At 64.7% G+C, this 4,012-nt stretch carries 6 protein-coding genes and 1 pseudogene; all 7 read right to left on the bottom strand.

Going from position 1 to position 4,012, the window contains the following annotated elements; translation table 11 throughout:
• On the bottom strand, window positions 1-1,057 hold a 1,057-nt coding region (locus tag Q0O95_RS13420), incomplete at its 3' end, for a DUF4192 family protein (protein WP_293699665.1).
• A 103-nt stretch (window positions 1,058-1,160) separates the two neighbouring features.
• Window positions 1,161-2,102: an aldo/keto reductase gene (locus Q0O95_RS13415; RefSeq protein WP_293699662.1), complete on the bottom strand. Its 942-nt coding sequence runs from the start codon at window positions 2,100-2,102 to the stop codon at window positions 1,161-1,163.
• A gap of 56 nt (window positions 2,103-2,158) precedes the next feature.
• Complete coding sequence (locus Q0O95_RS13410) at window positions 2,159-2,488, bottom strand: TfoX/Sxy family protein (RefSeq protein WP_293699659.1); 330 nt, start codon at window positions 2,486-2,488, stop codon at window positions 2,159-2,161.
• 15 nt (window positions 2,489-2,503) lie between these two features.
• On the bottom strand, window positions 2,504-2,734 hold the full coding sequence (locus Q0O95_RS13405) for a hypothetical protein (RefSeq protein ID WP_293699657.1): 231 nt from the start codon (window positions 2,732-2,734) through the stop codon (window positions 2,504-2,506).
• 59 nt (window positions 2,735-2,793) lie between these two features.
• Entirely contained in the window at window positions 2,794-3,504 is a 711-nt protein-coding gene (gene yaaA / locus Q0O95_RS13400) for a peroxide stress protein YaaA (protein ID WP_293699654.1), read from the bottom strand.
• Between the two features lie 2 nt (window positions 3,505-3,506).
• Window positions 3,507-3,764, bottom strand: coding sequence for a F0F1 ATP synthase subunit epsilon (locus Q0O95_RS13395; RefSeq protein ID WP_293699651.1), 258 nt, complete (start codon window positions 3,762-3,764; stop codon window positions 3,507-3,509).
• A pseudogene (locus tag Q0O95_RS13390) lies at window positions 3,764-4,012 on the bottom strand (F0F1 ATP synthase subunit beta); the annotation flags it as partial. The pseudogene Q0O95_RS13390 and the gene Q0O95_RS13395, both read right to left, overlap by 1 nt.

Here is a 4,012-nt window from a genome sequence, read left to right as displayed (position 1 = left end):
AGCTAGCTTTCGTGTGTCCCGTGACCTGCTCCTGGTACCAGTTCGGCATGTGGCCGGCATCGATCATCGCCAGTACGGTTCTCGGAAACCCGTAATCGACGTCGAGCTCGATCGCACGTTCGGCACAGGCGGCACCGACGGAGCGCATCCCCGTTGCCCAGTGCAGCCAAGCGAGGATCCCCAAGACGGGAGGAAGCTGTTCAGGGATGGTTCTCGCCGTCACCTCTTGCCACAGCTCCAAGGCTCGCTCCAGTCGCCGCACGGAGACGCCGGATGCCGTACCCATCAGGATCTGCGCCGTCCTGGCTCTGCAGTCGTCGGGTTCGTCGATCGGACCCGTACATGACGACAGCAGTTTCGCCTCCGCGGCTCCCGCGATCAGTGTCGTGAGGACCTCCTCGCGAGCACCCGCCACCTGCGACAGCGTACTGAGTTTCGCTGCCGTCAGCGCATCGAGACTCTGCGGGCCCTCCGCGAGTGCGCGAGCGGCCAGCACAACCGCGTCGATCTCATGTTCATCCTCGACGAGACCGTTGACGACACGACGCTGCTTCGCCGCTGCCTCGCCTCCGAGCTCGGTGTGCATCCCCTCCGCTCCAGCAGCGAGCGCCGAGACGTCCGGCAGACCGTCGAAACGACCGTCCAGCTCCGCGATTTCGGCCGCTGGCGCCCTCGGTCCGTCAGGGTACCGAAAGTCACCCCAGTAGTCTGCCCCGACGATGAACACCTCTCGTATGTCCAATGCGTGCCGCGACGCTTGTCCTTGCAGGGCATCCGCAAGCGCGCGACGCGGGAGTTCCCCTGCTCCGATCTCGCCGTCCTGATACAGGATGACGATGACGGCATCTGCTCCAACGCTCGCGGCTGCGGCCAAGATGCCGTCAGCCCACGGGTCGGCTTCTTCGTCACCGTTCGGGAGGTCGACTCGCATTGCCGAGCCTGTCCGGCCATCGCAGAACAGCAGCAGGAGTGCGCTGTTGCTCGGGGTTCCTCCTGCAAGGACCGGTGCCAGTTGCAGAATTTCGTGCGGGTGCTGTGCTCGTAGTATCTGTGCCATGCACGAAGCGTGCCCTGCGGTCCGCGTAGTCGGCATCCCCGGATGCCCGGGCTGTGGACAAATTCTGCGTGTGAGGCGCACTCGCAGCGCGCGAGCCGATCCGCTACGCGAAAATTCGGGAGATCTCCTCGAGCTGCTCATCGCTCAGCTCGGTCCGGCCCGCTGCGGCATTCCCCGCGATCTGCTCCTCGCGAGTCGCTCCCGCGATCACGCTGATGACGGGCCGCTGTCCGAGGAGCCAGCCGAATGTTGCCTCGAGCATCGTGATCCCCCACGACTCGACCGCCGCGCGGTATCGTTCGAGAGCATCCCAGTTCGCATCTTCGAGCAGCTGCGGCTTGAGGTCGGTGAGTCGCGACCCCGATGGCCGCTCGTCTCGCGAGTACTTGCCGGTGAGGAGCCCGTTCGCGAGCGGAAAGTACGGGAGGAATCCGAGCCCCGCTGCCGCTGCTGCCGGAAGAACTTCCTGCTCTGCTTCGCGCTGCAGGAGTGAGTATTCGTTCTGCGCCGTCACGAATCCGTTCGGGGTCTCGACCGCTTCGGCTTCGCGGATCTGGGCGGCCGAGAAGTTCGAGTGGCCGTACGTACGGATCTTGCCGGCCCTGACGAGATCGTCGAGCACGGCGATCGTGTCTGCGATCGGAGTATCGGGGTCGGGTGTATGCAACTGATACAGATCGATGAAATCCGTCTGCAGTCGCTGCAGCGAGTCATCGACGGCCCTGCGAATGTAGCCTTCCGCTCCCTTCGGCCCCCAGGCCTCGGTGCCGGGGATGGGAAAGGCGGAGTGGCCCCACTTCGTGGCCAGTACGACCTCGTCGCGTTTTCCCTTGAGCGCCTCGCCCATGAGAGTTTCGCTCGTCGTCGGCGGAACCCCGTACATATCAGCGGTGTCGAGGAAGGTTATGCCGTGGTCTATTGCGGCATCGAGCACGCGCCGAGTGCCTGCGAGCCCTTCTGTCAGGGTGCCCTTTCGACCGAAGTTGTTGCATCCGAGCCCCACTGCCGAGACGGTGATTCCACTGCTGCCGAGCGTTCGTTCCATAGTGGACAAGCCTACTCGGATTCGTCGATCCCGAAACGCCAGTGTCGTTCCGTCCGCTACCGCTTCTTCCCGTTCCGCCGTTGTTTCACCGGCTGCGTCGAGGCGATCGTCTGAACGACTTCGAACAGCCAGTCGCTCTCGTGCAGTTCGTCTTCTTCGACGATCGGGTAGAGCTTGGATTCGGGATGCACGCGACCGCGAGCAAGATGCTCCGTGAGTTCTTCCGCTTCCGGCACCGGCTTGAGCATGAGCCGATCGTCGACGATGAAGCCGAAGTTCCTGTCGTCGAGATAGACCGCATATTCGCCGAACATCGGGTGCACGCGCACGGGGAGCGGATCAAGTGCGTCGAGAATGCGCGCTGCCGTTTCGCGCGACGTGCTCACGCGTTCGGCTCTCGATCAGAACTCATCCGCGGACCCTCCCGAGCGCCTTCGCCGCTCGTTGCTGATGATCGCGGCCAGCACGATCGTCGGTGCGACGAAGAGCAGGACGAGAACGCGAGCGGCTGCTCCGTAGCCGCCCCGCTCCCCCGCGAGCAACAGGACAGCATCCGTTGCGACCAGGACGGCGACCGTCGCGGCGAGCACCAGCAGGATCGCCGTGAGTACTCTCAGGAGCCGGTCGCTCATAGCCTCGACCTCCCCGCGGCTCGTTGCGGTAGTGGTGTGCAAGGCTAGCAGAGGCCACGCTAACGACTGACGACGGGCTCCGTTATCAGCGTGAGCGATTCGCCGTCGAAATCGAGACGGACACCCATGTCCCCGGCACGTTCCGCGAGTTCTGCGGGCGCGGACGCGCGGATACCGGCCCGCGCGAGATCGCGCACGAGCCTACCCTTGCCGTGCTTGTTCCAGTGCGCGAGCGCACGGCCGCTGTCATCAACGACGTCGACCGGCACCGCGCCCTCGACGGGAAGCAGCGCCGCGTACGCCTTCGATCGCATGTCGACGATCATGCCGGGAAGCTCCAGCGGCGTATGCCGACGCCAGATGCGGGCCAACGTCGTCCCGGGCACCTTCGTGTTATGCGAGATCTTGTAGTCGGGAATCCCGTCGGATGCCCGCACGAGCCCGAACAGAGCCGACCCGATGGCGACGTGCTCGTTGACCCAGGTTCGCGCACCGGCGTCCAGGTCTCTGTACCCGAGTCCGTCGAAGAGCACGCCCGTGTAGCGTTCGATCGCCGGCAGCGTTCCGGACTCGAGCAGCGTGCGGTTGGCGGCCGCTGCGCGTGCCTTTGCCGGGCTAGATTCGTCTTGGCCTGCGGCGACCAACGCTGCGACAGCGTCCAGAGCGGCGGAACGCCCGCTGGCCAGCCCGGGGAACCCCAGACTGGCCAGCGATAGCGTTCCGCTACCGCCCGAAACCTTGGTCTCGCTCGGCGGGAGCAGAATCAGCACTGTTATTTGAGCTGTGCGTGACGGGCGACGATCTCGACCTTGTCATCGTCGAGCGAGAGGAAACCCTCGTCCGCTTCGATTTCGATCGGGTCGCCGGATTCGAACGCGATACGCACGCGCCCTTCGGCCAGCAGCGCGAGCAGCGGAGTGTGCCGAGCCATCAGCCCGACCTCGCCGTCCGTTGTACGGGCCGTCACCCGCAGCGCTTCGCCCGACCAGACTTCCTGCTCGGCGGAAACGACACTGACCTGAAGCGGCATCAGCCGTTCTCCTTCTGGATCTGCGCCCACTTCTCCTCGACATCGCTGATGCCGCCGACGTTGAAGAACGCCTGCTCGGCAACGTGGTCGAAGTCGCCCTTGACGATGGCGTCGAACGATTCGATCGTCTCCTTGATCGGGACGGTCGAGCCCGTGACACCGGTGAACTTCTTCGCCATGTAGGTGTTCTGCGACAGGAACTGCTGGATGCGGCGAGCACGCGAAACCGTGATCTTGTCCTCTTCCGA

Source organism: uncultured Agrococcus sp., assembly GCF_945915485.1.
Taxonomy (GTDB): Bacteria; Actinomycetota; Actinomycetes; order Actinomycetales; family Microbacteriaceae; genus Agrococcus.
Note: the sequence above shows the minus strand (reverse complement) of the source record. Positions and strands in the feature narration are given on the sequence as shown.